Origin of the sequence: Actinomadura sp. NPDC047616 (assembly GCF_040642915.1) — a bacterium.
In the GTDB taxonomy this organism is placed as follows: Bacteria; Actinomycetota; Actinomycetes; order Streptosporangiales; family Streptosporangiaceae; genus Spirillospora; species Spirillospora miaoliensis.
Genome location: NZ_JBEYTB010000004.1, coordinates 547,365 through 572,150 on the forward strand (window position 1 = coordinate 547,365; position 24,786 = coordinate 572,150).

Here is a 24,786-nt window from a genome sequence, read left to right on the forward strand (position 1 = left end):
GCTTCTCTTTGCTGATCTGGAGGTATTCGCACAAGAAGGCTCGGGCATCTCCTCATTTGGCGAGAAAACGGAAATTCCCATCTCTCGCCACGGTCGAAAACCCAGATGGGGGGAGACATGCGAATCGACATTCGCACGGGAGTTGCCCTGGGCATCTCCGGGCTCGTGCTGAGCGGCGCGGCCGTGCTCACGCCCGCCGCCCAGGCGTCCACCGTCGCCAACGGCACCACCGCCGTCACCGGCCAGGCGACCTCGACCACCGCGGCGATTCCCGTCCGGTGCGCCGCCAAGAAGGGCTGCAAGCGCATCGGCCGTCAGGGGCGCAAGGACTGGGGCTGGGGCTGGGGTCGCCGCGGCTTCCGCCACCACCGCTTCTTCCGCCACCACCGCTTCTTCCGCCACCACCACCGCAAGTTCGGCCACGGCCGCGGCTTCGGCTACGGCGGCAACTTCGGTGGCGGCCGGGGCTTCGGCGGCTACGGAGGGAACTTCGGCGGCGGGGGCTTCGGCGGCTACGGAGGGAACTTCGGCGGCGGGGGCTTCGGCGGCGGCCAGGGCTACGGCGGCGGCTACGGCGGCGGCTTCGGTGGCGGCCGGTAGGGCCTCGGGCGCGACGGCCTCGGCTGCGGTCGGGGCCTAGTCCTACCAGCGGGCCTCGGTCCGTGACCACCGCACACGGGCGTCTCCTGCCAACGGCAGGGGACGCCCGTCCCATGCGCGGCCTCGGCCGAAACCCATCCGCCCGCTACCACGTGCCCTTCTCGACGCGACCGCCAGCCGGCCCCGGAGATCACGAACGTAGGCGGCGGCAGGCCAATCACCTCCGTTCGGCGGCATTATCGGCCTCCTCCAAAGGGACTAATTCTCCCCTCCTGGGAGGACCCGGTTCTCCACCCGAATACCGTGCCACCGACCAAAAACAATTGCGCCCCGGCCCGGCGGCTGCCCACCAGTCCGCGCCACCCCGCGCCACCGCGGCGAAAGGCCGTCCCCGCACAAGGGCTGACCGGGCGATACGGTCGCCCGAGACCGAACCGTGCGCTCAGCGTGCCGTCTAGTACTGGGCGTCGGCGTCGTCTAGGAGGCGGTGCAGACGTTGGGCGCGTCCGCGGGTGATGGTGTCCTCGCGGGTGCGGGTGACGACCTTGGCGCGGAGCTGGTCGATGCGGACGTTCACAAGGCGGCGCTCGCCCTCGCGGGCCTCCCGGATCGCGGCGTCGATGAGGTTGGTCAGGTCGAGGCCCACGTCGGAGCGGATCTCGTGGGCGCGCACGCCGTTCTCGACCGACGTGCGCAGGATCCGGAGCACGTCGCCGCGCCCGGGGGTGCGGCGGTTCGGCGGCGGGGCGGGCGGCGGCGCCTTGCCGGTGGACGGCGGGTCCGGGACGGGCGTGGTGGCCGGGGCGGACCCGGTCGCGGGCAGCCGGGACGAGGTGTTGGGAGTTCCGGGCGCCGAGGCGCGGGGCGGGGCCAGGGTGGGCCGGTCGTCCAGGGGTGTCATGTCGATCCCGGCGTACAGGATCGTCGCGGCGGTGGCGGTCGAGGCCAGGCTGCCCGCGACCGGCCAGAGGATCCGCAGCCCGCGGCGGCCGTGCGGGCGGGGTGCGGCCGGACGACCGGTGGCCTGCGGACGCGCGGCGCGGTCGCCGAGAGGGTCGACGATCTCGTCGGCCGGCGTCCCGCGCCGGCCGTCGCCCCGGAGGTCCGGCTCACCCGCCATGCTGGTCCAGGACACCGGTCAGCTCGGCGGCCGCGTCCGCGGTCAGCGCGCGTTCCCGGAGCCGTGTGTCGATCTTGCGGCGCAGCTCGGCGACCCGGGCGTCCACGTCGACGGCGCGGCCCGTGGCGAGTTCGCCGCGAAGGTTGTTGATCAGGTTGGTGAGGTCGACGGCCACGTCGGACCGGATCCGGCCGCTGGCCCGGCCGCCGTCCACGAGCGGTTGCAGCCGTCCGAGGACGCCCAGGGTGCTGGTGTCCACGGCCCGGCGGGTGGCAGTGGGCCTGGACGGCGCGGCGTCGGTGGGCTCGGGGACCGGAGCGGACGGCTCGGTGGGCTTGGTGGTGGCCGGGGGCGGTTGCGGAGCGGCGACCTCCCTGAACGGGGGCGGCGGGCGGTTCAGCGCGACGAGCACCGCTGTGATCACGGCGGCGGCGGCAATGACGGCGGCCGTGACGAGGACGGGCCGCCGGTCAGGGGGCGGTTCCTCCGGCGGGGGAGGAGCGGGCAGGAACTCCGTCCGCCCGTCGTCGTGCGGCGAGTCGGGGTCCGGGTCCGGTGGGGCGGGGTCGTCGCCGCCGAACAGGCTCGCCAGGGTCATCTCGTTCCGGGCGGACGCGGACGGCGCCGCCACGCGGGCGAGCACGTCGGCGACGCGGCTCATGGGCGGCCGGTCCAGGGGATCGGACGCGCGGCACTCGTAGCCCAGGATCGTCACCTCGTCCGGCACGCGCGCGGCCGTCGCGCCCGCGTCCAGGCAGGCGGTGAGCAGCGCGCCGAACGCCAGGACGTCACCGGCCCTGTCGATGGCCAGGCGGTCGGACGGTGTGGCGGGCGCGGCGTCGGCGGCCCGGCCGGGCGGCTCGGAGGTGGGGCCCGCCGCGGCGGCGCGCAGCACCGCCCCGATGCCCACGTCCACGATCTTGACGCCGCCGGGCGTGAGGAAGATCCGGCGGGGCGTCAGGTCGCCGTGCGCCACGCCGTCGCGGTGCGCGACAGCCAGCGCGGTGGCGACCCGGGCGCAGATCTCCAGGGCCTCGGCGGTGGGCAGCGGGGCCCGGTCGACGCGCGCGGCCAGCGTCTCGCCCTCCAGATACTCGGTGACCAGGTAGGGAGTGGCGCGTCCGGCGGAGTCACGGGTCTGGTCGCAGTCGTAGATGGCGGCGAAGGCGGCGTGCCGCAGGCCCGCGGCGCGGCTCGCCAGCTCGTGGAACGCCCGGCCGCGGACGGTGTCCGCCAGCCGGGACGGGTCGGGCAGCTTGACGGCGACGGACCGGCTCAGCGCCTCGTCCCAGGCCCGCCACACCTCCATGGCGTCCCCGTCGTCCAGGCGCTCCATCAGCCGGTAGCGCTCGGTGAGCCGCAGGCCCGGCCTCACCGGACCGGCCTTCCGCGCGTGCGGGCCGTACATCCAGGCACGTCCAGCAGTACGCGGCACACCGCCCCGAGGGTTCGACGCCGTGCGGCGGCCTCGGCTGCCGGGCCGTTGGCGAATGGGAACGCCGTCGTTGCCGGGGAGGTTTCCGCAAACGGCGGTGTTTACGAAAAGGCCGGCGCCCGCCCGGCTGCGCGCACGCCGGATCCCGTCGGAATTCCCCGCGGGTTCGTCCCGCACGCCCTCCGGCCGTCGTCAACTTCGGCGCCTACGGCGGGATACGTAATGCCACTATTGGGACTCTTCCGGCAAAGCCCGTCATTTCACCCGCTGGAGTTCATGGCGTCTATCGGCGCTAGCCGCCATCCCCGTCGAATCCGGAGGAATCCCTGGGGGAATATCCCTGCCACCACCCCTGGTACGGCCACCGCCCCCACTGCGGCTGCTGCCGGTCCTGTGGAGACTGCCACGACCGCCACGGGTGGTAGGGGTAGGGGTATCCGGGCATCGGTGTCAGCGGGCCCGCCATCCAGCTCGGTGGGGCGATCCCCGGCCTCGGCGCGGCGTGCGGGGCGGGCTCGGACGGCTCCGGCAGGGCGATGGGCCGCTCCGACGGCGGCGTGGACGGTGTCGACGGCGCGGACGGCTCCTGCCCGCCGGGCCCGCCGGGCTTGTCGTCCTGGTCGGCGGGCGTACCGGGAGACTTCGCCGGTGCCGTCTCCGGCCGCTCGGCCGGCGGCTCAGGACGCGGCGTCCGCTCGGGTGACGCACTCAGCGACGGCGTGAGCGTGTTCCGCGGGACGATGCCGTCCGGCGTCGTGGACGGCGTCCGCGACGGATACGCCTGGATCGCCACCGACTGCGGAACGGGCAGCGGATCGTCCCCCGCGTCCAGCGACCCGACGATCCCGTAAAAGGCGACGCCAGCCGTCGCGGCCAGCAGCGCCATTCCGGTCCAGGCGCCGTAACGCGGCGAGGTGTCCCGGACGTCGCGGGGCCGCCGGTGCCGGCCGGCGCGCATATCGGAAATGCGGTCCCTGTTGAACATCCGGCCCACTCCTGTCGCTCCGCCACGACCAACGCTCAGGCCACTTGACTACGCTCACCGGCCGATCACCGTCAAGAGGAATCGGAGGACTATTTCGACGCGCTTCGACCCGCGCGGCCACCGGGCGGTGAACGGCGAATGAGCGCGCGCCGCGCACCCGCCGGATCGATCACGTCCTGATCAAGGACATGGAAAAGCCCGTCCGCGTTGACGCGGACGGGCGGTGCGAAACGCGCCGGGCGAGCGGCGCGCCCGCCGGTCAGACCCGGTCGGCGACCGTCACCTGCTCGGGAAACCGGGCCCGGTGCTCGGCGATCTTGCGCTCCAGCTTGGTCAGCGTGCGGCTGTAGTCGCGGCTGGACAGCCAGAACTTGTAGATGATCACCAGCTCGAAGGCCAGCATCCCGGCGGCGGCGAGGGCGGTCACCGGAATGATCGCGCCCGGCACCGCGGCCGCGACCAGCGGGGCGACGATGAACACGCCCATCTGGAACTCGATGCCGCTGACCAGGTGCGGGCGGATCCGGCCGCGCAGCAGCGCGTTGCGGATCCGGGCGTACCAGGGGAAGCGCCGGTTGAACTCCTGCTGCATGGCCAGGTTGGCCTGCTGGTCGGGGTTGTCGCCGACGACCCGCTCCTCCATGTCGGCCTCCGGGTCGGGACGCAGCGCGCCCGCCGCCGACCGCAGGTCGTCGCCCATCTGCGCGGCCTCGGCCCCACCGTCGGCGCGGCGCGCGGCCTCCTCCAGGGTCCGCGCCTCCTCCTGCATCTGCCGCAGCTTGTTGCGCATCTGCGAACGCACCTTGTAGATCTCCAGGGCGTCCATGTAGCGCAGCATGTCCAGGAACACCACGGCCAGCGCCGTCCACACGTACGCGACGTTGCCGGTGGCCGCGTACTGCCCGCCCATCAGCGCGATCGCGCAGGCCAGCACCCGCACCCGGTCGAAGATGTAGTCCAGCCAGGCGCCGAACACCGATCCGGTGCCCTTCAACCGGGCGATCTTGCCGTCCATGCAGTCGAGCGTGAACGACAGGTGGTACAGCAGCGCGCCCACCAGCAGGTACGGCCACTCGGCCACCGCGAAGCAGGCCCCCGCGCCCAGCCCCAGGATCAGCGCCCCCACGGTGAGCTGGTTGGGCGTGATGTTGGTGCGGTTGGCCGTGAAACGCACCAGACGGGATGCCAGCGGGTCGACCAGCAGCACGGTCCACCATGCGTCACGCGCCTTGTACGTCCGTTCTCGAACGTCCGCGAGCGTGAAGTTCGCCATGGAGAGCTGTCCTTTCAACTTTGTGGCTGGAGGCTTCCCGCCGTCGCTGGGCACGAACCCACGGGGACGCCGCGGTTCGCGGTCCTGGTGGCTCGCCCTGGCGGCTCCGAGCGCCGTCGGCCGCGGGACTCGGGCGCGCGCGCCCGTCGGCCGAGAGGCTCGATGCTACCGCTCCAACACGGGGTGTCCGCCGGGTGAACGCGCGATTTGTCATCTTATGGTGATCAAGTCGGCCCCGTGCGCACCCGGCGCGTCCCCCCGGAGCACCTGGACGGCCCCGGGGGGACCCGGAACGATCAGCGCGACAGCAGCCGGTCGACGACCTGGGCGGCGGCCTGCCCGTCGTCCATCGGGCAGTACTTGTCGCGGAAGGCCCGGTAGGCGGCGGCGTGCTCGACGGAGAGGGAGTCGACGCGGCGCAGCGCGTCCACCACCTCGTCCGGCTCGGTCAGCAGCGGGCCCGGCGCGTCCTCGGCCAGGTCGAAGTACACGCCGCGCAGCTCGTCCCGGTAGAAGTCCAGGTCCGGGGTATAGAAGAGGATCGGCCGCCCGGTCGCGGTGAAGTCGAACATGGCCGACGAGTAGTCGGTGACCAGCACGTCCGCGACCAGGAACAGCTCGGCGACGTTCGGGTAGTTCGTGACGTCCACCACCTGGTCCCCGATGCCGATCGTGCGGTCGGCCACCATGTGGTGCTGGCGGACCAGCACCACGTGGTCGTCGCCGAGGGCGGTGGCGAGCCGCCCGGTGTCCAGCACCAGCTCGGCCTGCCGGCCTCCGGTCTGCCACACGTCCTCCCGCCACGTCGGCGCGTACAGCACCACGCGGCGCCCGGCCGGCAGCCCGAGCCGCTCGCGCACCCGCAGCGCCCGCTCGTGCCGGTCCTCGGCGAACAGCAGGTCGTTGCGCGGGTAGCCGGTCTCCATCACGTCGCCGTCGTAGCGGAACGCGCCGCGCAGAACCTCCGTGACGTGCGGCCCGGACGACAGCAGGTGGTCCCAGAACGGCACGTCCTCCACGAACCGGCCGAGCGTGGCGATGCCGCCCGCGATCCGGCCGCCCCGCAGCAGGTCGTAGCCGACGTGCTTGTAGGGCGTGCCGTGCCAGGTCTGCAGGTACACCTGGCCAGGACGCTTCTCGTACCCCTGCATCTGCGGGCCGTTGTTGACGACGAACCGCGCCGCCGCCGTCAGCTCGTAGTACTCGCGGCTGCCGCGCAGCACCGCCCTGCCGCCGTCCGGCACCCGGAACTGCCCGTCGGAGGTGCACCACACCAGCTCCAGGCCCAGGTCGCGGCGCTTGAGCTCCTCGTAGATCGCCTGCGGGTTGCACGCGTACTTGCGGCCCGAGTAGCTCTCGAACACCACCAGGTCGCGCAGCGGCGCGGTGTTCGACGACGAGAAGTGCCGCCGCTGCAACGTGCGCTGGGCGTAGGGGCCGCGCTCGTCGTCCGACAGCGCCGTGCGCACCCACAGGTGCAGCAGGTCCCGGTTGACCTGCAGCGCCAGCTCGTGGACGCCGACGAACCGCGGCTCGGGCAGCGCGGCGCGGGTCTGCCGGTCGATGCCGACGGCCACGTCCCCGTTCGGGCCCGGCGCGTACAGGTCCCACCGGCCGCTCGGCAGCGGCAGCGCCCCCTCGAACGACTCCCACCGGGCGTCCAGCAGCGCGGTGAACTCGGGCCCGTCCCACGTCAGCGGCACCTCGTGCCTGCTGGTCGTGCGGCGCCGCCGCATGACGAGCCGGTCCGGCCGGGTCTCGGGGTCGGCGCACGCGCCGGTCAGCTCGATCGTGGCGCCCTCCAGCCAGCGCACGCCCGTCACCACCAGCCGCGGCGCCCGCTCCACCAGCGTCAGGTTGCCGTACTTGGTGCTGATGACGTCGTACTCGCGGCCCGCCACGGTCTCGCGCAGCCCCAGCAGGTCGGCCTCCACGCCCAGGCGCAGCTTGCCGCGCCCCTTGGCCTTCAGCGACACGTCCCAGTCGATGCTGTCGCCGGTCACCGTCGCCTCGGCCGAGCCGGTCTGCTCGGCGAGCTTGGCCAGCTCGATGGACGCGGTGAACTCCACCCGCCCCCCGGCGCCCGACCCGGTGTGCTTCACCGGGAACTTCACCGTGGTCTTGCCCTGCCGGAACGACGCCAGCAGCTGCCCGCCGGTCACGTACACCGCGTCCTCGCGCCGCACCCACCCGGTCAGTTTGACCGTGCCCTTGCCGCCGCGCACGTCGGTGACCTGCGCGCGGATCGGCTGCACGCCGATGAGCAGCTCGCGCGCCTGGGTGTACTTGGGCTTGACCTGGCGGCCCGGCGCCACCTCGTGCGCCGGGGGCCACCAGCCGGCGCCCTTGGGACCGGCGAGCCTCGCGCGCCGCTTCTCCCCGTGCGTGGTGACGGTGACGAACACGTGCCAGTTGCCGTGCCCCGAGCCCAGCTTGGCCGGGTCCAGCTCGAACGCGAACCCCGACCAGTCCAGGTCGGCGGTGGCCTGCCCGCTGCCCGCCGTCACGTCCGGACGCCGCACCCGCTCCACCTTGGGACGGATCACCTTGGGGAACAGCCGCAGCATCCGGCGGCGCAGCTCGATCTCGATCACCGAGTCGTCGGCGGACGCCACGTTCAGCCGGTCGACGTAGGCGTGGCCCTCGATGCGCAGCCGCCCGTCGCGCCACAGCACCTCGTCGATGCCGGTCTTCAGCTCCAGCTCCTTCTCCGACAGCTCGAACAGCCGGTCGGGGAAGCGCGGGTCGCCCAGGAACGGGTAGTCGCCGTACCAGCCGGACGCGCCGTCGCGGCGGATCGCGCTGGTGCGCTCGGGATGCCGCTTGGAGAACGACACGATCTCCACCAGCTCGGGCATCATCCGCTGCCGCACCGCGTGGAACTTCAGCCGGTCGATGGCGGGCAGGTCGTCGTACAGCTTCGGGTCGACGGTGTCGAGGAACTCGTTGACGATGTCGAAGAACGTCTCGCGGTACTGGTCGTCGCCCTGGTCGACGATGTTGACGTAGATGCGGATGTCGTCGCGCAGCGTCGAGGCGTCGTAGCGGTCCTTCAGGTCCGGCGCGTGCTCGGCCAGGAACTCCGACGCCGACCGCACCGAGCGGATGCGGTCGCCCAGGTTGCCCGGCTCGGTGCGCCGCTGCGTGATGGACCGGGCGCCGGTCTCGCGCACGCGCCAGTGGTAGACGACCTCGTGCAGCACGTCCACCCGCTTGGCCAGCACGTGCGCGGGGATCGTCACCGGCGCGTCCTCGTACAGGCCGGCCGGGAACTTGAAGTCGTGCTGGTTCCAGAACGAACGGCGGAAGACCTTGTTCCACGCCGTGCGGTCGCGCAGCAGCTCGGGGAACTCGCGGACGTGGGTGCGCTTGCGCTCCACCGGGAAGATCTTCATGTGGACGCCCGAGTGCGTCAGCCCGTCCACCCCGAACCGCCGCACCGCGCCGGCCGCGATGTCCGACCCGGTCTCCTCCAGGGACGACACCATCAGGTCGTAGGCGTAGCGGGGGATGATGTCGTCGCTGTCGGCGAACGCCAGGTACTTGCCGGAGGCGTGCGGGACGCCCGCGTTGCGCGCCGGACCCAGCCCCTGGTTCTCCTGCTGGACGAGCCGGAACCGCGCGTCGCGCTCGGCGAAGTCCTTGGCGATCGTCGCGCTGCCGTCGGTGGACCCGTCGTCGACCATGATGACCTCAAGGTCGCGCAGGGTCTGCCCCGCGATCGACTCCAGGCAGGGCCGCAGGTACATCTCGACGTTGTAGAACGGAACGACGACGCTCAACAGTGGTGACAAGGTTCTCTCGGCTTTCCCGACGAAGGTGCGCCCGACGCTGGACGCGGAGGGGTGACCCGGGCCGGAGGGACGGCGCACGGGGATTCTGGCAGCGTAGCCAACCGGGCTAACGAACGACCGGTTCGGCGGGTTTCGCGTCCGGCGCCGCGAAGCCCGCCGGGCTCGGCGGACCCTGCGGGCCGTGCGGGCCCTGCGGCGGCCGCGGCGCTCTGCCCTTGGCCTTGGCGGCGGCCCCGCCCAGCCGGCGGAACCGCGTGAACGCCCACGTCATCTTGGGCTCCAGCGCCCAGCTCATGCACCGCACCACCGGCTTGGTGCACAGCAGCGTGCCCACCACCAGCCCGAACACGATCACCGCCAGCACACCCGGGGTGGTGTTCATCCAGTCCAGGTCCCACCAGCCGAGGAAACTCAGCAGCCGCGTGTAGAAGCCGTGCAGCAGGTAGGCGTACAGGGTGTAGGCGCCGAGCTTGGTGAACCACGTCCGGCGCCGCGGCACGATCGCCAGGAAGGCGAACACCAGCACCATCGCACAGGCGAACATGGCCAGCCGCATGGCGGTGCCGGTGACGTTGTCCACCCCCAGCTTGTCGTGAGGGTCCTTCCAGTAGAGCCACTTGCGGGACATGTGGTCCATGGCCAGGTAGGCGCAGCCGAGCCCGCCCGCCAGCACGAACAGGCCCACCACCCGCGACACCGGCCGCTTGACGATCTCGAAGTGCTCGGGCCGCAGCATCAGCCCCAGCACGTAGAACGGCAGCAGCCCGATCACCCGGTGGATGTCGAACGTGCCGCCCATCGGGCTCATGTACGACATCAGCGAGAAGCCCACCGCCACCGCCAGCGGCCAGCGGATCTGCTGCCACACCGGGGTGGACAGCCGCCACATGAACAGCGCGCACAGGAACCAGGTCAGGTAGTACGGGTTGAGCAGGCTGATCTCCAGCTCGTTGCGCCCGACCAGCCAGTCGTAGGTGGAGTACGCCGTCTCGAACACCACGTACGGCACGCCGACGTTGGTGATGAGCTTGCGCGCCTTGCCCGGCGAGGCCGACCAGTTCCGCGAGAAGTAGCCGGTGATCACGATGAACAACGGCATGTGGAACATGTAGATGAAGACGTACAGCGCCTTGGCCAGCGGCACGTCCATCAGGCCCGCGATCGAGTGGCCGACCACCACCAGCAGGATCGCCAGGAACTTGGCGTTGTCGAAGAACGGGTCGCGCTCCTTGCGGCGCGGCGCCGCCCCCGTCTTGCTCCCGCCCGGCGCACCGGCCGCGTCCGCGGACACCACCGCGTGACCGCCCGTGGACACCACCGGGTACCCGCCCGAGGACGCGGCGTCCCGTGAGGCCACGCCACCATACCCACCGGCCTGGGCGAACGCCCCGTGCCGGCCGCCGCCCGGGGTCTGTTCGGAAACCGCAGGATAGGCCCCAGAGGACCCCTCCACCGCGGTCTGTCCGAACGCCGCCCGTGGCGTCGTGCCTGCGTGTGGCACTGCGGGGGCGTTGCCGGTGTCCCGGTGCCGGCCGCCGCCAGGGGTCTGTTCGAAGACTGCGGGATGGGCTCCGGAGGAGTCCTCGACCGCGGTCTGCCCGAACGCCGCCCGTGGTGTCATGCCTGCGTGTGGCGTTGCGGGGGTGTTGGTGGTGTCGCGGTGCCGGCCGCCGCCAGGGGTCCGTTCGGAAAGCGTGGGATGAGCCCCGGAGAAGCCGTCTTGTGTGGTCTGAGCGGACGCCGCCGCGCCGCCACGTCGCAGCGTCGCGCCTGCGTGGGTGAACCCCTCGTATTCGCCACCTGCCGGGGCCTGCTCAGCGCTCGTGGGGGCGTGTTCGCCACCCGCAGCGGTCTGGTCGGAGACCGTGGGGAGAGGGCCGGAGGCGATGTCCGCCGTGGTCTGGGGAGACGGCTGCGGACCACCGTGTGAGGTACCGGCGGCGTGGGCGAAGGCCACGTCCGGTGGGAGCTCGACCGTACGGTCGGGGGCCGCCGGTGGAGCGGTCGCTGTGGGCGGGGCCATTTGGAGCGGTCCCGTGGCCTCGGTCGGCGTCGCGGCGGAGGCGGGCGCGTCGGCGCCGGCGGAGGGCGTGCCGTACGGGGGCGTGTGGCCGGTCACAGGTGGCACGGCGTGACCGGGCGGAGTGCCCGGCGCGTCGGACGTCGCGTCGCCGAACTGGCCGGGCGCGGGCGGGCCGCCCCCGGTGTCCGGTGTCGCGGTCGGGTCGGGGTCGGTCTGCGGAGCTGCGCTCGGCCTGGTCGGATCAGTCATGAGCCGGGGTGCGGGGTCTCCCTAGTACCGTGCGGAGGTCATTCCTTGCAGATGTCGTCGGTCGCCCGGACCTCGCCCTGCTGGCGCGGGATGCCGGTCTGGACGCCCTGGGCGGTCTTCAGCGCCTCCCAGTCCGAACCGACCACCAGGTCGACCACGCCGGGAACGGCGCCGCTGGTGCGCGGGCCGGGCTTGGGATTGGTGGCGATGAGGCCCGCCACCGTCTGGGCCTGCTGGTCGGCACCGGAACCGTACAGCACCTTGGTGGTGCGCGAGGTCGTCTCGTTGCCGCCCACGCTGACCTGGAAGCCCTGTTCCTCCAGGTCGTCGGCGACCCGGCGGGCCTGGCCGTCGATGCCGCTGGCGTTGTAGACGCGCACCCGGATCTGGCTCGGCGGGATCTTGGGCGCGGCGGAGGGCTGCTTGCGCTGCTGGGTCGGCACGGTCTTGTCGTTGCGCAGCGCGCTGAACAGCTGGTTGGCGGCGGGCTGGCTGAGCGCCAGCCGGTTGGGGTCGGGCGCGTACGCGCCGGACGGCACGGTGACGAAGCGCAGCTTGCCGGACGTCATGCCCTGCATGCCCTGCGCGATCTGCATCATCACCTGCGGGGTCAGGTCGCTGTCGGTGGTCAGCGACTTGGTGCTCGCGCTGATCAGCGACCACAGCCGGCTCGGATTGGTGAGCACGCCCGCGCTCATCGCCTTGTTGGCCAGCGAGCCCATGAACTTCTGCTGGCGCTTGATGCGGTCGGTGTCGGAGCCGTTGCCCAGGCTGTAGCGGGCGCGCACGTACGCCAGCGCGTCCTCGCCCTGGATGGTCTGCTTGCCCGCGGGCAGCCGGAGCTTGGCCTTGGGGTCGTTGACGGCCTTGGGCAGGCACACCTCGACGCCGCCGACGGCCTTGGTGATGGCCTTGAACCCGTTGAAGTCGACCTGCACGAAGTGGTCGATGTGGATTTTGGTGAAGTGCTCGATGGTCTTCACCGTGCAGGACGCGCCGCCGAAGGTGAAGGAGGAGTTGATCTGCCCGATCGACTGGGCCGGGGTCGTCTGGCCGTCCTTGGTCTTGCAGGACGGAATGGGGATCATCAGGTCGCGGGGGAAGCTCACCCCGATCGCCTGGCCGCCGCCCGGTGACAGGTGCAGCAGGATCATGGTGTCCGAGCGCGGCGGCTCCTTCTGCATGCTGCGGCCGTACTTGGCGTTGGCGCCCTCGCGGGTGTCCGACCCGAGCAGCAGGATGTTCATCGCGTTGTTGAGCTTCTTCGGCCTGTTCGGGCCGACCAGCGCGTCGGTGTCCTCGTGCGCGATGTTGCCGAACGCCTTGCGGTAGAAGCCGTACGCGGTCAGGCTTCCGACGACCATGGCCACCGACATTCCGATGGACACCCAGCCCAGGACGCGCCAGCCGCGTCGACGCGCCGGCTCGGGCTGCAGCTCGGCGTCGTCGACGTACTCCATGTACATCGGGTTGCTGTTCATCGGCTCCGTGGTGGGGCTCTGCCGCCCCTCAGGGGTCGGAAACTAGGGAGAGGTTAGGTCAAAGGAGGCGGCGTACGGACCCGGTTGCGTCATTCCATCCGGAGAGGCCGGCCACCGCCGTCACATGCTCCAGGATCACTCGGCGATCTACGGCTGCTTCGTCGAAGTTTCGTTGGATTATGACGGAAGCACCCGAGGCTAGTGGGGCGACCAGCCCGCACAGAACCCCGTGCAGTGTGGTGAAGGGCATGTCAACCAGGATCCTGTCGCCCGCGTCGAGCCCCCATTTCTCCGCCGCCGCCAGGGCCTCGTATGTCACGCCTGCCCCACTGAGTGTGGTTTTTGTCACACGCCTCCCGGGTATGGTGAGTGCCGGGTGGTCAGGAGTGACCGACGGGTCAGGCGTGAACCGGTCGCCGTACGCGCGCACCTCGACCGCGTAGTCGAGCACGCCGGGCGGGCAGTCGGCCAGCGGGCCGCCGAGCGCGTGCAGCGACAGCCCGACGATCTCCTCGGCGTCCGTGTCGTCGATCACCGTGTCGAGCACCTCCCCGGCGGCCGCCAGGATGTACGGCCCGGACGGGGCGGCCGGTTCGGCGTCCGGCGGTTCGGTCCCCGGCATCGGGACCGGCTCGGCCACCACGCCCGCCGACCAGCACGCCATCAGCCACACGGCGGTCTGCCAGTGCGCCGGCAGCATCAGCACCGCGCGGTCGCCCGGCCGCGCGCCCAGCCCGTCGACCAGCAGGTTCGCGGTCTTGGCGACCCAGTTGTCGAACGTGCGGGCCGACAGTTCGACGCGCTCGCCGGTGCCGTCGTCGTAAAAGGTCACCAGGGGACGCGACGGGTCGTCGTCCACGCGCCGCCGGAGGAGTTCCACGGGTCCGATCTCGGTCATGTGACCCGAGCGTAGAACCAGCGGCGCCGAACACCCGGCTGCTCGGTGATCACGGCGTGCCCGTCCGGTTCGTTCCGCCCCGGTACGACCGCCCCGCTACGCTCCGCTCCGATGAACCCACCAAGGAGAACCCGATGAGCGCCGGCCGCGTCCTCGCGCGGGTCAGCGTGGTCCCGGCGCTGCTGGTCGTGGCCTGGCTGGCGGTGTCCCTGCCGTTGCTGCTGGCGGGGATCTTCCGTCCGGTACCGGCCATCGCGCTGTTCGCGGCGGCCGCGGCGGCGGTGCTGTGGTTCGGCCTGCGCGCGCCTCACGAAGAGACGGACGAGGCGCGCCCGGTGTCCTGGTGGGCGGCCGGGGGCGTGCTCGCGGTCGGCGTCGTCTTCCTGGTCTTCCAGATCGTCATGAACGCCGAGCAGATCATCGTGCGCCGCGACCCCGCGTCGTACGTGCAGTTCGCGACCTGGCTCAAGGACCACGGGTCCCTGCCGATCCCGCAGATGCGGTGGGCGTTCGGCGGGGGAGACCCCGCGCTGCGCTACGACAGCCCCGCCTTCTACCAGAGGGGCGACGACGTCGTCCCTCAGTTCATGGCGGGCCTGCCGTTGATCCTGGCGCTGGGCGGCTGGATCGCCGGGACGCACGGGATGCTGCTGATGGCCCCCCTCCTCGGCGCCTGCGCGGTGGTGGCGTTCGGGGGGCTGACGGCCCGTCTGGTGGGGCCGAACTGGGCGCCGCTGGGCGCGGCGGCGCTCGCGTTGAGCCTGCCCATGCTGTGGGTGTCGCGCTCCACCTACAGCGAGCTTCCCGCCCTGGTGCTGCTGCTCGGCGGCCTGGCGCTGCTGCACGACGCGCGGCGCCGCCAGGTGCGGACGCAGGCGTTCCTGGCCGGGCTGGCGTTCGGTCTCATCGTGCTGGTGCGCATCGACGCGCTGCGGGACGTGCTGCCCGTGGTCGTGTTCGCCGGGCTGCTCATGGGCTGCGCGCGCCGCACCGGATGGCCGCTGGGGCTGGGGCTGCTCGCCGGGGCCGGCGCGGGGCTCGTCGAAGGGTTCGTCCTGTCCCGCCCCTACCTGAAGTACCTGCACGCGTCGCTGAACCCGCTGCTGTTGATGGCGACGGCGCTGGTGGGCGCCACCCTGCTCATGGTCGTCGCGCTGCGCTGGGACGTCACCGGCCGCCGGCTGCGGCACGCCGGCGCGGCGGTGGCGCGCGGACGGCTGCCGGACGCCGCCGCCGTGCTCACCGTCCTGGTCGTGGTCGCGTTCGCCGCCCGCCCGCTGTTCCAGACCGTCCGCCGCGAGCCGCGCAACGCCGACGACCGGCTGAACGTCCACTTCATCGAGCAGGTGCAGCGCATCAACCACCTGCCCATCGACGGCACCCGCCAGTACTCCGAGCTGTCCTACCACTGGGTCGTCTGGTACATCGGCGTGCCCGCGGCGCTGCTGGCCGCCTTCGGCGCGGCCCTGCTGGTCCGCCGCCTGCTGCGGGGGCGTTCGCCCGAGTGGGTGCTGCCGTTCGCGGTCCTGGCGTGGACGACCGTGACGACGCTGCTGCGTCCCGCCATCACCCCCGACCATCCGTGGGCGTCGCGGCGGCTCATCGCCGTCGTCATCCCCGGGATGCTGCTGCTCGCGCTGTGGGCGGCCGCCTGGGGGCTGCGCCGCGTCCGCCGCGTCGGATACGGGCCGCGCGCCGTCCGGGCGTTCGCCGCGGGGACGGCGGTGCTCGTCCTCGCCCCCATCGTGATCATGTCGGCGGGGTACATGGTGGCGCGCACCGAGCAGGGCGAGGTGGCGGCCGTGCGCGGGATGTGCGAGCGGATCGGCCCGGGACGCTCGGTGGTGATCGTCGAACGCGCCACCGCCGACCGTTTCTCGCAGGTCGTCCGCGGCATGTGCGGGCTGCCCACCGCGCGGACGGTGCCCGACGCCGGTCCGGGCGACGTCGCCCGCGTCGTGCGGAAGATCTACGACGCGGGACGGCGGCCGGTGGTCATCGGCGGCGAGGCCGCGAACGTGACGCCGTACGGGCAGGCGGTCCACGTGCTGGAACTGCGCACCCGCCAGGACCAACGCACCCTGACGCGGGGGCCGACGGGCACCTGGGGCCTGACCGTCAACGTGTGGATGGCCGTGCCGGACCGGCCGTGACGGCGGCGCCGCGCACACGCGTGATGGCCGCCGCGCACCGCCCATGAGAGTATCCTCGCCCTGCGTGAGCACCGAGCCCGAGCCCACGGTCCCTCCCGAACGCGTCCACGTGACGATCGTCCTGCCGTGTTACAACGAGCAGGACCACGTCATCGACGAGGTCGAACGCATCTGCAAGGCGATGGACAACAGCGGCCAGTCCTACGAGCTGCTGGCAGTCGACGACTGCTCCACCGACGCGACCCTGGAACGCCTGCGGGAGGCCGAGCCCCGCTTCCCGAACATGCGCATCATGGCGTTCCAGCACAACAGCGGCTCGGGCACCGTGCGGCGCATCGGCACCCAGCAGGCGCGCGGCGACATCGTGGTGTGGACCGACGCGGACATGTCCTACCCGAACGAGCGCATCCCCGAGCTGGTCGAGATCCTCGACTCCGACCCGGCCGTCGACCAGGTGGTCGGCGCCCGCAAGACCGAGGAGGGCACGCACAAGCTGCTGCGCGTGCCCGCCAAGTGGTTCATCCGCAAGGTCGCCGAACGGCTCACCAACACGAAGATCCCCGACCTGAACTCGGGGCTGCGGGCGTTCCGCCGCGAGGTGTCGCTGCCCTACCTGCGGCTGCTGCCGCCCGGGTTCTCCTGCGTCACCACGATCACGATCGCGTTCCTGTCGAACCAGCACCCGGTGCGGTACGTGCCGATCGACTACGCCAAGCGGGCCGGCAAGTCCAAGTTCCACTTCACCAAGGACGCCTACCGCTACATCCTGCAGGTGCTGCGGATGGTGATGTACTTCAACCCGCTGAAGGTGCTGATGCCGCCCGCGCTGTGGCTGCTGGGCATCGGCTTCGTCAAGGGCGTGTTCGACATGGTCGTGCACTTCGGGTACTTCGCCAACAACACCGTGATGATCTTCATCACCGGGTTGCTCATCGCCTCGCTGGCGCTGCTGGCCGACCTGATCGTGCGTTCGCGCGGCGACACCTGAGAGCGGCGGCGCATGAGGACCGGCGCGTGAGGATCGGCGCATGAGGATCGCCATATGAGGATCGCCATCGTGGGGCCCGCGTTCCCCTACAAGGGGGGCGGCGCCCACCACACCACCGAGCTGGCGCACCGGCTGTCCGCGGCCGGGCACTCGGTCGTCATCGAGTCGTGGCGCGCGCAGTACCCGGCGTTCCTGTACCCGGGGCAGCAGACGATTTCCGAGCCCGAGGGCGAGCCGTTCCCCGGCACGCGCCGCCGTCTCGACTGGCGGCGCCCCGACGGCTGGTGGCGTACGGGCCGGGTCCTGCGTGCCTGCGATCTGGTGGTGCTGGCCGTGCTGAGCCCCGTGCAGGTGCCGTCGTACCTGGGCATCCTCAAGGGTCTGCGGGGGCGGACGCGTGTGGTGGCGTTGTGCCACAACGTGCTGCCGCACGAGCGCAAGCCCTACGACCGTCCGCTGATGAAGGCGTTGCTGCGCCGTGTGGACGGCGTGCTCGTCCACTCCGAGCAGCAGGCGGCGCTGGCGCGTGAGCTGGCGTCCCGTCCCGTGCGCGTGGCGGAGATGCCCGCGCACCTGCCCACGCCCACGGTCGAGGTCGCGCAGGACGACGGCGTGCGCCGCCGGTTGCTGTTCTTCGGGATCGTCCGTCCCTACAAGGGCCTGGACGTGCTGCTGAGGGCGCTCGCCAACGGCCCGGACGACGTGTCGCTGACCGTGGCCGGGGAGTTCTGGGGCGGGCTGGAGGAGACCCGTGCGCTCATCGCCGAACTGGGGTTGAGCGGGCGGGTGGAGTTGCGTCCCGGGTACGTGCCCGCCGCGGACGTACCGGCCCTGTTCGCCGCGTCCGACGCGCTCGTCCTGCCCTACCGGTCGGCGACGGCGTCGCAGAACGTGTGGATGGCCTACGAGCACGGCGTCCCCGTCATCGCCACGCGCGTGGGCGGTTTCGCCGACCAGGTACGCGACGGTGTGGACGGGCTCGTCTGCGAACCCGACGACCCGGGCTCCCTGGCCGACGCCCTCAAACGCTTCTACGCGCCGGGGGAGCCGGAGCGGTTGCGCTCCGGCGTCCGCCCGGTCGACCACGAACCCGTGTGGTCCGCCTACCTGGAGACGCTCACGGGCACGTGGTCCTGAGCCCTCACAGGTGCGGGTCGATGGCCTTCAGCAGCGCGCGCTTGGGCTTGGCGCCGACGATCTGCTCGACGACCTCGCCGTTCTTGTAGAGGTTGAGCGTCGGCAGGCTCATCACGCCGTACTTGATCCCGGTCTGCGGGTTGGCGTCGGCGTCGATCTTGGCGATCGTCAGCCGGCCGGCGTACTCCTTGGCGATCTCGTCCAGCACGGGAGCGACCATCTTGCACGGACCGCACCAGTCGGCCCAGAAGTCCACCAGCACGGGCAGGTCGCTCTTGAGGACCTTCTCCTCGAACGTGTCGTCGGTGACGGTGATGGGCGCGGTCACGATCACTCCTTAGTCGGTTGCGTACCCGGCACAAGACGCTCCGGGCGAGATTCATTCCCGTTACCTCCGTCACGCGGAGGGATGTGCGGCCGCTCCTCGGCGGCCGCGGCCGACCCCGCGGCCGGACCCGCCGCCGGACGGGCCAGCAGCAGCGCGACACCGGCGTTGACCAGGTCGGCGACGGTCAGCAGCACCCGGGACGCGATCGCCACCACGATCGGCGCCCCGGCGGGCAGCGACGACGACAGCGCCAGCACGAGCGCGGCCTCGCGGGCGCCGATGCCGCCCGGCGCGATGAAGATCAGGAACCCGGCCACGAACGCCAGCGCGTAGGCGCCCGTCGCCGCGAACGGCAGGCCCGCCCCGTCGCCGCCCACGGCCGCGCACAGCAGCCAGGTGTGCACGCCGAACAGGGCCCACGCCAGCATCGTCCAGGCGATGGCGCGCAGCGTCACGCCCAGGCTGACCGGGTGCTCCAGCGGCGGCCTGCGCACCAGGCGCAGGGCCGTGTTCAGGCACCAGGTGACGATGCGCGGGTGCAGCGCGCCCAGCAGCACGGGCGCCAGCAGGAACAGCCACCAGTAGCGGTCGCGCGCCGCCTGCGAGGTCAGCGGGAGCGTCACCGACGCGACGGCCAGGCCGCACGCGCACGTCGTGGCGACCGCCAGCAGCACGGAACTGAAGTTGCGCAGCCGCGGCACCTGGTAGGCCCGGCCCATCTCCACCTGGGTGACGATCGCCCACACCTTGCCCGGCACGTACTTGCCGAGCTGGGACACGGCGTTGATGCGGAAGGCCGCCCGCAGCGGCAGCGGCGACCCCAGCCCGCCCAGCAGCGCCCGCCAGGCCACCATCCAGGCGAACAGCCCGGCCAGGCCGACCGCGAACGCGCCCGCCAGCGTCGCCCACGACATCTGCCGGAACGCCTGTACGGTCTCGTCCCACCGGGCGACGAGGCTGTACGCGCAGAAGCCCAGGGCGAGCAGCACGAGCAGGACCCGCACCACCCGCGTCGCGGCGGCCTTCACATTCACCCGCCCAGATTAGGCGAACCGGGCGGCGGACCTGACGGGTCCGCGCTCGCGGGTGCGTCCCCACGAAACCCTTGGGCGGCCGGAGTCCGTGCTGGCCGCCCGCGCGTTTCTCCTGGCCGCACCCCGGGCGCCGCCGAGGCGCCCTATTGTGGGCTGACGATGAAACTCTCCGATGTGGTCGCCTTCATGGGGCACCAGGTGCACGTGTGCCGGTACCGCGAGGCGGGGACGCTGCTCGACTGGATGGGCGGCGACCTGCGCGGCAGGCGCGTCCTGGACGTGGCCGGCGGTGACGGCTACTGGGCCGGACGGGCCCGCAGGCGCGGCGCCCAGGCCGTGTCGATCGACCTGTCCCGCAAGAAGATGCTGTACGGGCGGACCCTCGCCGACGCCCCCGCGCTCGTCGAGTGCGACGCGCTGCGGCTGCCGTTCGGCGACGGCACCTTCGACGCGGTCCTGTCCGTCTGCGCCATCGAGCACTTCGACGACGGCGGGACGTCCCTGGACGAGATGGCCCGGGTGCTCAAGCCCGGCGGCGAGATCTTCATGTCCGCCGACGTGCTCAGCCGCGCCGACGCCTGGCCCAAGCTGCGCGACGCGCACAAGGCCAAGTACCACGTCCAGCACACCTACACCCACGACACGCTCCGCCGCCTGATGGACGAGCGCGGCCTGGACCTGGTGCGGCACTCCTACCAGTTCCGCACCGCCGCCGCCGAGCGGCTGTACCTGTCGCTGTCGGCCTACGGCGGCCGCGTGGGCTTCAACGCCGCCGCGCCGCTGGCCCCGCTGGTGGCCCTGGCCGACCGGCGCGCCCCCAACGAGCGCGGCAGCATCGTGCTGATCCACGCGCGCAAGCGCTGATCCGCCCCGGGTCCGCGCTACGTTGATCCATGAGGGCGTGGTGAACCGGCCGGTCGCTCCCGGCGTCGGAGAGGGAAGCCGGGACCGGTGCGGTGCGCCGGGCCCGCGACGGATGTCCACAGGCGGCGTGGGAGCCGTCCCGCGCCGCGGTGGGCGTAGGCTTTCGGGGGAGGAGTGATCCCCGTCACTTCCACCGAACCGGAATAGGGGTGGACCCGTGACGCATCGGATTCTGCTCGACGCCACCGCAGTGCCCGCGGACCGCGGCGCGCTCAGCCGGTACGTCGACGGCCTGCTCGGGGCGCTGCACACGCTCGGCGCCGATCTCGCGGTGGCCTGCCAGCGCGCCGACGAGCGCCGCTACGCCGAGCTGGTGCCCGGCGCCCGCATCGTGCCGGGGCCCGCGGCGCTGGCGCACCGGGCGTCCCGCCTGGCCTGGGAGCAGAGCGGCCTGCCGTACGTGGCGCGGCAGGTGGAGGCCGACGTGCTGCACGTCCCGGCCTACACCATTCCCATGTCGGCGGGCCTGCCGACGGTGGTGACCATCCACGACGTGACGCTGTTCGCCGAGCCGGGTGTGGACGACCCGATCCGCGCCACCTACATCAAGTCGGCGACCCGCACGGCGGCCAAGCGCGCCACCCGGCTGGTCGTGCCGTCCCGCGCCACCCGTGACGAGCTGGTGCGGGTGCTGGACGCCGACCCGTCCCACATCGACGTGGCCTACCACGGCGTCGACCACGAGCTGTTCCACCGCCCGTCGGAGCAGGAGACCAAGCAGGTCTCCGACCGGCTCGGCCTGCACGGCCGCCCGTACGTCGCCTACCTGGGCGCGCTGGAGCCGCGCAAGAACGTGCCGAACCTGATCCGCGGCTGGGTCAAGGCGTGCGCCGACCGCGAGGAGCCGCCCGCGCTGGTGCTGGCGGGCAGTGGCGGCTGGGACGACGAGGTGGACGCCGCCCTGGCCACGGTCCCGCAGCACCTCAAGCTCGTCCGCCCGGGGTATCTGCCGTGGTCGGCGCTGCCGGGGTTCTTCGGCGGCGCGCTGGCGGTGGCCCTGCCCAGCCGCGGCGAGGGCTTCGGCCTGCCGGTGCTGGAGGCCATGGCCTGCGGCGCCCCGGTCCTGACGACGCGGCGCGGCCCGCTGCCCGAGGTCGGCGGCGACGCCGTCGCCTACACCGAGCCCGACGCCGACGGCATCGCCGAGGCGCTGGCCGCGCTGATCGACGACCCGGCGGGCCGCGCCTCCCTGGCCGAGGCCGCGTTCGCGCGCGCCCGCAGCTTCACCTGGATCTCCTCCGCCGAGGCGCACCTGGCGTGCTACCGGCGCGCCGTCGAGCAGTACGCCGACGCCCGGGGCGCCTCCTCCACGTGAAAATGCCGACCTCGCCCTTCGCGCGCGGTGCCACTAGGCTCGCTCGGACCTGACGCCGTGGGAGCCGGGACGCGGAACCGGCCTGTTTGGGGAGGAGCCTGTTGGAAGCCATTCTGCTGGTCGGGGGGCAGGGCACCCGGCTGCGTCCGCTGACCATCTCCACGCCGAAGCCGCTGCTTCCCACGGCCGGGGTGCCGTTCCTCGCCCACCAGCTCGCACGCGCGCACGCGGCGGGCGTCGAGCGGATCGTGTTCGCCACCTCCTACCGCGCGGAGATGTTCGAGGCCGCGTTCGGGCACCGCGCCCACGGCGTCGACCTGGTCTACGTCAGCGAGGACGAGCCGCTGGGCACGGGCGGGGCGATCCGCAACGCGGCGCGGGCGCTGACGTGCGGGCCCGGCGATCCCGTGCTGATCCTCAACGGCGACATCCTGTCCGGGCACGACATGCGGGCGCAGGTCCAGCTGCACGAGAAGACCGACGCCGTCGTCACGCTGCACCTGACCGAGGTCGACGACCCGTCCCGGTTCGGGTGCGTGCCCACCGACGACGAAGGCCGGGTCACCGCGTTCCTGGAGAAGACCCCGCATCCGGTGACGAACCGGGTCAACGCGGGCTGCTACGTGTTCCGCCGCTCGGCGATCGACACCATCCCGGCCGACACCGTGGTGTCGGTGGAGCGCGAGACGTTCCCCGGACTGATCGCGTCCGGGGCCGTGGTCATGGGCTACGTCGAGCCCGGCTACTGGCTGGACGTCGGCACGCCGCAGGCGTTCGTGCAGGGCTCGTGCGACCTGGTGCTGGGGCGCATGGCCTCGTCCGCCATGCCGGGGGCGCCGGGCGAGCGGCTCGTCCTCGACCGGGCGGTCGTGTCGCCGGGCGCGGTGGTGCGCGGCGGCACCACCGTGGGGCGCGGCGCGGTGGTGGAGGCGGGCGCCACGGTGTCCGGCAGCGTCCTGCTGGACGAGGCCTTCGTCGCCGAGGGCGCCACGGTGCGCGACTCGGTGCTCAGCCGCGGCGCGCGGGTCGGGCCGGGCGCGGTGCTGGACGGCGTCGTCCTCGGCGACGGCGCCGTCGTCGGGCCGGGCAACGAGCTGCGCGGCGGCCTGCGGGTCTGGCCGGGCATCGAGCTGCCGCCCACCGCGGTCCGCTTCTCCACCGACGCCTGAGCCGGTGGTTGCGCGTGCCCCGGCCGGGGCGTTGGCTGGAAGGGTGCGTCACTGGCGGCCGCCGTGGCCGCTCGACCTGCGGACGACGCTGGATCCGCTCCGGCGCGGCCCGCACGACCCCGCGTTCCGCGTCGACGCGGACGGCGCGGTCTGGCGCGCCTCACTGACCCCTGACGGGCCGGGCACGCTGCGCCTGCGCATGCGGCACGGCGTCGTCGACGCCACGGCCTGGGGGCCGGGCGCGGGATGGCTGCTCGACGGCGTGCCCGACCTGCTCGGCGCGGGCGACGTCACCGAAGGGTTCGAGGCCCGGCACCCGGTGGTGCGGGAGGCGGTCCGGCTCCGGCCGGGGCTGCGCATCGGCCGGACGGGACGGGTGTTCGAGGCGCTCGTCCCGGCGGTGCTGGAGCAGAAGGTGCTGGCCGCCGAGGCGTGGCGGGCCTGGGGTTACCTGCTGCGGCGGTTCGGGGAGCCCGCGCCCGCCACCGAGGGGCTGCCGGGCGGGCCCATGCGCGTCCCGCCGCCGCCGGAGGTCTGGGCCCGGATCCCGTCGTGGGAGTGGCACCGCTCCGGCGCCGAGCCGGTCCGCGCCAGGACGATCATCGGGGCCGCCCGCGTCGCCGCCCGGCTGGAGGAGGACCCCGCCGAGCGGCGGCTGTGCTCCCTGCCGGGCATCGGGCCGTGGACGGCCGCCGAGGTGCGCCAGCGCGCCGTGGGCGACGCCGACGCCGTCTCGGTCGGCGACTACCACCTGCCCGGGCTGGTGGGCCGGGCCCTGGCGGGCCGCGAGGTCGACGACGCCGGCATGCTCGAACTGCTGGAACCGTACGCGGGGCACCGCCATCGCGTCACCCGGCTGCTGGCGCCGTTCGGCGGCGGTCGGCCGCGACGCGGTCCCCGTCTGCCCGTACGGGACTACCGGCGGTTCTGAGGGCGCGGGCGGTGCGGCGCCGCCGCAGCCAGAAGTTGTCCGGGGCCCAGTCGAGCCCGTCCCTGCTGTCGGCGCCGAACCGCGAGCCGGCCACTCCGAGGACGGCGATGGCGATGATCACGTAGAGCATCGGAAGACCCTTCGATTGTTGCGGGGGGATACGTGGGCCCTGGCCGGGGGCTCGTTCGCGCGCAGGCCCGGGTGGACGGGGTCGGCCGTCCCAGCGGTTCCGGTGGCGGGTCTCGCCGTCCTTTCCGGGCGCACCATCAGTTTGACTGAGTCCAACATTCAGGTCCAGCGACTATTTCTGCAGCGTTTATGTAAGAATCTCTTCACTATGTTGGATCTGGGGCGGCTGCGGGTGCTGCAGGCGCTGGTGCTGCGCGAGATCGACCTGGTGCTGACCGACGAGTACACCTACCTGCCCCGGCCCCGCCGCCCCGAGCTGAACGCCGAGGTGCTGGTCAGCGAGCCGATGCGGATCGCGCTGCCCGCCGGGCACCCGCTGGCGGCCCGTCCCGGCCCGGTGCGCATGGGCGAGCTGGCCGACCAGGTGTGGGCGACCGGCCACGTCGGCACCAACCACGCCGACCTGCTCGAACGCACCTGCGTGGAGCTCGGCGGCTACCGTCCGGCGGTGCGGTTCCGGACGAACGACCTGCTGGTGGTCTTCGCGGTGATCGCGCACGGCGGCGCGGCGGCGATCGTGCCCGACCTGGCGCTGGCCGAGGACCAGGCGGGCATCGTGGTGCGCGACATCGCCGACGCCCGGGTGAGCCGCCGCATGGTGATGTGGACGCGCGTCGGCGCGGACGTGCGGCCCTCGGTGCGGGCCGTCCTGGCGGCGCTGCGGGATTCGGCGGACGCGCTGGTCGCGGGCCGTCCCGGGCTGGTGCGCGGCGTCCCGGACGCCGATTCCGCGCCCGCGGCGCCCTGACCGCCGCCGGAT

Annotated in this window: 19 protein-coding genes; 9 read left to right on the top strand and 10 right to left on the bottom strand. The window is 72.6% G+C overall.

Annotated features, from left to right (window positions below):
- The first annotated feature begins 117 nt into the window (after positions 1–117).
- Positions 118–600: a hypothetical protein gene (locus ABZ801_RS13255; protein WP_360696935.1), complete on the top strand. Its 483-nt coding sequence runs from the start codon at positions 118–120 to the stop codon at positions 598–600.
- 454 nt (positions 601–1,054) lie between these two features.
- On the opposite strand, the gene ABZ801_RS13260 is transcribed toward ABZ801_RS13255, so the two are convergent.
- The 8 genes from ABZ801_RS13260 to ABZ801_RS13295 form a co-directional block, all read right to left on the bottom strand.
- On the bottom strand, positions 1,055–1,720 hold the full coding sequence (locus ABZ801_RS13260; protein ID WP_360696938.1) for a hypothetical protein: 666 nt from the start codon (positions 1,718–1,720) through the stop codon (positions 1,055–1,057).
- Positions 1,710–3,095 (bottom strand): protein kinase, encoded by a 1,386-nt coding sequence (locus ABZ801_RS13265; RefSeq protein ID WP_360696942.1) that lies wholly within the window; start codon positions 3,093–3,095, stop codon positions 1,710–1,712. The genes ABZ801_RS13260 and ABZ801_RS13265 overlap by 11 nt, the downstream gene beginning before the upstream one ends.
- A 352-nt stretch (positions 3,096–3,447) precedes the next feature.
- Positions 3,448–4,140 carry a hypothetical protein gene (locus tag ABZ801_RS13270; protein ID WP_360696945.1) on the bottom strand — a complete coding sequence of 231 codons (693 nt, stop codon included), beginning with the start codon at positions 4,138–4,140 and terminating at the stop codon, positions 3,448–3,450.
- A gap of 259 nt (positions 4,141–4,399) precedes the next feature.
- Positions 4,400–5,413 carry a CDP-alcohol phosphatidyltransferase family protein gene (locus ABZ801_RS13275; protein WP_344954290.1) on the bottom strand — a complete coding sequence of 338 codons (1,014 nt, stop codon included), beginning with the start codon at positions 5,411–5,413 and terminating at the stop codon, positions 4,400–4,402.
- A 296-nt stretch (positions 5,414–5,709) separates the two neighbouring features.
- Positions 5,710–9,195: a CDP-glycerol glycerophosphotransferase family protein gene (locus ABZ801_RS13280; protein ID WP_360696949.1), complete on the bottom strand. Its 3,486-nt coding sequence runs from the start codon at positions 9,193–9,195 to the stop codon at positions 5,710–5,712.
- A gap of 118 nt (positions 9,196–9,313) precedes the next feature.
- Positions 9,314–10,564, bottom strand: a complete 1,251-nt coding sequence (locus ABZ801_RS13285; protein ID WP_360696952.1) for an acyltransferase family protein — start codon at positions 10,562–10,564, stop codon at positions 9,314–9,316.
- Between the two features lie 953 nt (positions 10,565–11,517).
- The gene (locus ABZ801_RS13290; protein ID WP_344954296.1) at positions 11,518–12,960 is read right to left on the bottom strand and encodes an LCP family protein; all 1,443 of its coding nucleotides are present in this window, start codon (positions 12,958–12,960) and stop codon (positions 11,518–11,520) included.
- A 58-nt stretch (positions 12,961–13,018) separates the two neighbouring features.
- Positions 13,019–13,858 (bottom strand): TIGR03089 family protein, encoded by an 840-nt coding sequence (locus tag ABZ801_RS13295; RefSeq protein WP_360696956.1) that lies wholly within the window; start codon positions 13,856–13,858, stop codon positions 13,019–13,021.
- Between the two features lie 134 nt (positions 13,859–13,992).
- On the opposite strand from ABZ801_RS13295, the gene ABZ801_RS13300 reads away from it, so the two are divergent.
- The 3 genes from ABZ801_RS13300 to ABZ801_RS13310 are packed head-to-tail and all read left to right on the top strand — an operon-like array spanning position 13,993 to position 18,136.
- Positions 13,993–16,011, top strand: a complete 2,019-nt coding sequence (locus ABZ801_RS13300; RefSeq protein ID WP_360696959.1) for a hypothetical protein — start codon at positions 13,993–13,995, stop codon at positions 16,009–16,011.
- 43 nt (positions 16,012–16,054) lie between these two features.
- Positions 16,055–16,999: a glycosyltransferase family 2 protein gene (locus ABZ801_RS13305; RefSeq protein ID WP_360696962.1), complete on the top strand. Its 945-nt coding sequence runs from the start codon at positions 16,055–16,057 to the stop codon at positions 16,997–16,999.
- Between the two features lie 54 nt (positions 17,000–17,053).
- Positions 17,054–18,136 carry a glycosyltransferase family 4 protein gene (locus ABZ801_RS13310; protein WP_360696965.1) on the top strand — a complete coding sequence of 361 codons (1,083 nt, stop codon included), beginning with the start codon at positions 17,054–17,056 and terminating at the stop codon, positions 18,134–18,136.
- A gap of 4 nt (positions 18,137–18,140) precedes the next feature.
- On the opposite strand, the gene trxA is transcribed toward ABZ801_RS13310, so the two are convergent.
- Both trxA and ABZ801_RS13320 read right to left on the bottom strand, forming a co-directional pair.
- Positions 18,141–18,464, bottom strand: coding sequence for a thioredoxin (gene trxA / locus ABZ801_RS13315; RefSeq protein ID WP_344954306.1), 324 nt, complete (start codon positions 18,462–18,464; stop codon positions 18,141–18,143).
- 2 nt (positions 18,465–18,466) lie between these two features.
- A complete protein-coding gene (locus tag ABZ801_RS13320; RefSeq protein ID WP_360696968.1) occupies positions 18,467–19,498 on the bottom strand; it encodes a lysylphosphatidylglycerol synthase transmembrane domain-containing protein in 1,032 nt (343 codons plus the stop codon).
- A 159-nt stretch (positions 19,499–19,657) separates the two neighbouring features.
- Here ABZ801_RS13320 and ABZ801_RS13325 point away from each other — a divergent pair, with 159 nt between their 5' ends.
- From ABZ801_RS13325 to ABZ801_RS13345, 5 genes are all read left to right on the top strand, one after another.
- On the top strand, positions 19,658–20,362 hold the full coding sequence (locus ABZ801_RS13325) for a class I SAM-dependent methyltransferase (RefSeq protein WP_344954310.1): 705 nt from the start codon (positions 19,658–19,660) through the stop codon (positions 20,360–20,362).
- Between the two features lie 217 nt (positions 20,363–20,579).
- On the top strand, positions 20,580–21,737 hold the full coding sequence (locus ABZ801_RS13330; protein ID WP_360696972.1) for a glycosyltransferase family 1 protein: 1,158 nt from the start codon (positions 20,580–20,582) through the stop codon (positions 21,735–21,737).
- 101 nt (positions 21,738–21,838) lie between these two features.
- The gene (locus tag ABZ801_RS13335; RefSeq protein ID WP_344954314.1) at positions 21,839–22,906 is read left to right on the top strand and encodes an NDP-sugar synthase; all 1,068 of its coding nucleotides are present in this window, start codon (positions 21,839–21,841) and stop codon (positions 22,904–22,906) included.
- A gap of 43 nt (positions 22,907–22,949) precedes the next feature.
- Positions 22,950–23,837, top strand: a complete 888-nt coding sequence (locus ABZ801_RS13340) for a DNA-3-methyladenine glycosylase 2 family protein (protein WP_360696976.1) — start codon at positions 22,950–22,952, stop codon at positions 23,835–23,837.
- Positions 23,838–24,174: 337 nt separating this feature from the next.
- Complete coding sequence (locus ABZ801_RS13345; RefSeq protein WP_360696979.1) at positions 24,175–24,774, top strand: LysR substrate-binding domain-containing protein; 600 nt, start codon at positions 24,175–24,177, stop codon at positions 24,772–24,774.
- The last annotated feature ends 12 nt before the right edge of the window (positions 24,775–24,786 follow it).

What these genes read in the sequence shown, in the direction of transcription:
- ABZ801_RS13255 (WP_360696935.1), top strand. Translation starts at nt 118, where the DNA reads ATGCGAATCGACATTCGCACGGGAGTTGCCCTGGGCATCTCCGGGCTC.
- ABZ801_RS13260 (WP_360696938.1), bottom strand. Translation starts at nt 1,720, where the DNA reads ATGGCGGGTGAGCCGGACCTCCGGGGCGACGGCCGGCGCGGGACGCCG.
- ABZ801_RS13270 (WP_360696945.1), bottom strand. Translation starts at nt 4,140, where the DNA reads ATGTTCAACAGGGACCGCATTTCCGATATGCGCGCCGGCCGGCACCGG.
- ABZ801_RS13275 (WP_344954290.1), bottom strand. Translation starts at nt 5,413, where the DNA reads ATGGCGAACTTCACGCTCGCGGACGTTCGAGAACGGACGTACAAGGCG.
- ABZ801_RS13290 (WP_344954296.1), bottom strand. Translation starts at nt 12,960, where the DNA reads ATGAACAGCAACCCGATGTACATGGAGTACGTCGACGACGCCGAGCTG.
- ABZ801_RS13295 (WP_360696956.1), bottom strand. Translation starts at nt 13,858, where the DNA reads ATGACCGAGATCGGACCCGTGGAACTCCTCCGGCGGCGCGTGGACGAC.
- ABZ801_RS13300 (WP_360696959.1), top strand. Translation starts at nt 13,993, where the DNA reads ATGAGCGCCGGCCGCGTCCTCGCGCGGGTCAGCGTGGTCCCGGCGCTG.
- ABZ801_RS13305 (WP_360696962.1), top strand. Translation starts at nt 16,055, where the DNA reads ATGAGAGTATCCTCGCCCTGCGTGAGCACCGAGCCCGAGCCCACGGTC.
- ABZ801_RS13310 (WP_360696965.1), top strand. Translation starts at nt 17,054, where the DNA reads ATGAGGATCGCCATCGTGGGGCCCGCGTTCCCCTACAAGGGGGGCGGC.
- ABZ801_RS13325 (WP_344954310.1), top strand. Translation starts at nt 19,658, where the DNA reads ATGAAACTCTCCGATGTGGTCGCCTTCATGGGGCACCAGGTGCACGTG.
- ABZ801_RS13345 (WP_360696979.1), top strand. Translation starts at nt 24,175, where the DNA reads ATGTTGGATCTGGGGCGGCTGCGGGTGCTGCAGGCGCTGGTGCTGCGC.